Below are 3,289 nucleotides of genomic sequence, written 5' to 3' on the forward strand. Positions count from 1 at the left end.
ATTATATCTTTTAAAAATAGAATAAGAAAAATTATACTTAATAAAAATATTTGCCTCCTCTATGTCAATACTTGTTGGCTAAAATAGCTTTGTAATTAACAATTTTACAGGTATAATCATTATGATAAAGCTAGAAGGAGGAATAAAAATGAAACAAACATCTCTCCATTATTGGCATAAAGAACATAATAAACGAGTAGCCGATTTTCATAAAAAACACGAAAATGAAATACAACGAGGTGAAAATGGGAACAGTTTGTTAGCGAAATGGGAAAGATATTTTTATAACAATGTAATATCACCTCTAAAAAAGTGAAATAATACCTTTTTGAAAGAACTGTCTCCTAGTACAGTTCTTTTTTGATCCACTTTTAAAAACTCTAATAGTTTAATTTCTTGTGGTACTTACCCAATATAAAACAAATAGACCATACCCGAATTGGTATAGTCTATTTCGCATGATTACTATTTAATATAGGTGAAACTTTTTAATTTTACGTATTTGTATTTTTTATTATCTATTAATACTCAACTTTACGATAATATCTTCTAAGTTCTAATGGGTGATTTCTTTCGCGCTCAAGATAAACACTTATTCGGCTTAAGACCGCCCAATTGATACTCACGGCAAAATGTTTTCTAAATTCTTCACTAATTCCTTTAACTGTAAAGTCTTTTGTATCAATAATCGTTAGATTTTTTGTGATTTTTTCAGCAAATCTCTCTACTCGATCTACTAACGGCCTTGTTTCATCTTCACCTTTTAATATAATTACACTTGTATCTTCCACAACTAGTTCAAGCGTACCATGGAAAAACTCAGCGGCATGAATTGACTTTGCATGGATCCATTGCATTTCTTCTAATATACACATCGCATATGAATATGTGTTACCCCATAAGTTTCCTGAACCAACCATCATATGATATTCTGTGTCTTTATGTTTAATCGCGAAGTCCTCTGCTTTTTGATCAAATGACTTAACCGCGTTTAGAATCGCTTGAGGCAGCAAAGCTACTTCTTTCGTAAATTGTTCGTATTGAGGGAACTCATCATTGTTATACATAAAGCGGAAAACAAACATATAAAGAAGCATGAAGAATGTATCAAAAGAATGTTTTTCTGATCCAGTTGTGATGCAATGGTCTACCATTTGTGTTAATGGAGTATTTGGCTCTGCTACTAAAGCAATCGTAGTAGCACCCTTTTGACGACAATACTCAACAGCCGCAATCGTATCTTCAGTTGTTCCTGATACTGATGTAAAAATACAAACAGAATCTTCACTTAAATGTTTATGGTTCATCACGATGAATTCAGCAGCAATTTCTGCACGAACTTGAATAGTAGATTGCGATTTTAATATGTATTCATAAGGATACATCATAGCGATTGTTCCACCAGCACCAATCAAGAATATATTACTGTATCCATTATGACTAATCTGATCTACAATTCCTTCTATTTGGCTTTGGAATGCTAGACCTTCTTTTTCTACAAGTTTTAGAAATAACTCTTCATTAAATTTTAACATAAACTTTTCCTCCTTAAATTGACTCGTTAATTGGATTGTCTTTATGATTTTTAATATTCCCACCATACTTTTTTTCCCAGTAAAAGTAGACTGGTAGACCTGTTGCGATGACGATAAATGCTGCGATCATCCCTTGTATAGGTGCCCAAGTAAAAGTTCCCCAAGCAAGCCATGATGCGCCAAGAATAGCCAATATTGTTGTAACTCTCCAAACCGGCATACGATAAATTGGCTTATAATCTTCTCTTTTACGGCATTTGTATACCGCCACAAAATCCATAATATTAATCATTAATTGCGTAAGAGTAAAATATCCTAGTAATGTAGTTAAATTAGTAGAACACACAAGTATGCAAGCATATATTACTTGAACGATTATTGAAAAACTTGGCGTTTCATATTTTGGATGAACTTTAGCAAAACGTTTAAAGAATAGCCCGTCCTTTGCCATTGCATATTCCAATCTAGGTTGAAACATAATGCAGGAGCTTAATGAGCCTAAAATAACAATTATGGCTGTTACAGCTACAAATGACGATGCAATATCCGATAAACCAGGGATATACTTAATTGCCTCTGAGACAGCTGCATTAGTGCTCATTAATTTTTCAAATGGCATAAGGCCAATAATACAAACAGCAAGAAGTGTATACAAAATCATGACAATGAACACCGAACTGATTAAAGCCCGAGGTAGTACTTTACCTGGATTTTTGAATTCTCCAGCCATAAAACATATGGCCGCCATCCCTGTGTAAGCCCAAGTAGTCGCAGACACGCCACCGATTAAACTTGTTTTCACTTCTCCAGTTGTTGGCGTATAAAAATAGTTCCCAGTATTCATGTACATAAATCCTAAAAAAATAACAATTAAAAATGGAATGATTTTAATCGCAGTGATGATTACTTGAAAAATACCTGCTACCTTTACACTTCGATAATGAATAGAAGTAATGATGAGAATAATAGCTATTCCTAATAATTTACCTGCCATTCCAGAAAAAAATGGAAAAAATGTAGAAACATATGAAACAATTGCTAAAGCCATAATGGCAATTGAAGGTGGGTCAAGTGCCCAAAATGCTGCCCAACCATATAGAAATGCTAGCGGTCTCCATCCCGCTTTATTCAAATACACGTAACCGCTTCCGTTTTCAGGATAAGCTGTCGATAATTCAGCTAATACCATTACTTGAGGAATTGCAATTACTCCACCGATGATCCAAGCTAAAATAGCGATTGAAGGTGTCCCAGAAGCTTTTGCAACATCTCCAGACGAGACAAAAATACCTGAACCTACAGTTGTTCCAACAGCAATAGCTAAAGCAGACCAAAAACCTAGCTTTCGTGTGAGCGTGACTTTACTCATATTGAGTTCCTCCCAATTTAAATTATAAGATTTGTAATCTCGTATAAATCTAAAAAATCATTTAAAAATTGGTTGCCGTATTGTATGGTTTGAAGAATTGTTTCGATGTTTTGCAAAATATTTTATTTCTTGGCCAAGCTTTTTCTAAAAGGCAAATTTAATTCTTTAATATTTAATCCATCATTTCACATTCCTTTCATTAAAATATTATTTGTTATGTCTTGTATTATAATAAATTATAACAATAAATACAATTAGAATATTTAAAATATTTCATACCCACTAGCATTCTATAAAATTATCTAAAATAACTAAGAGTGAGTTCATACTCTTTTCAATGAAAAACAAAAAACCTTGTTAATTCAAATTGAATTAACAAGGTTTT

The 3,289-nt window shown here is 32.8% G+C and carries 3 protein-coding genes; 1 reads left to right on the top strand and 2 read right to left on the bottom strand.

Translation table 11 applies throughout. The features are described from left to right. The first annotated feature begins 148 nt into the window (after positions 1-148). A complete protein-coding gene (locus tag V7056_RS20550) occupies positions 149-316 on the top strand; it encodes a hypothetical protein (protein ID WP_499704244.1) in 168 nt (55 codons plus the stop codon). A 205-nt stretch (positions 317-521) separates the two neighbouring features. Here V7056_RS20550 and V7056_RS20555 read toward each other — a convergent pair whose 3' ends face one another. Continuing rightward, positions 522-1,535: an SIS domain-containing protein gene (locus V7056_RS20555; protein WP_499704245.1), complete on the bottom strand. Its 1,014-nt coding sequence runs from the start codon at positions 1,533-1,535 to the stop codon at positions 522-524. Between the two features lie 13 nt (positions 1,536-1,548). Further along, a complete protein-coding gene (locus V7056_RS20560; RefSeq protein ID WP_499704246.1) occupies positions 1,549-2,904 on the bottom strand; it encodes an amino acid permease in 1,356 nt (451 codons plus the stop codon). Positions 2,905-3,289: the final 385 nt, after the last annotated feature.

This window comes from Bacillus sp. JJ664 (assembly GCF_036962205.1).
Taxonomy (GTDB): Bacteria; Bacillota; Bacilli; order Bacillales; family Bacillaceae_G; genus Gottfriedia.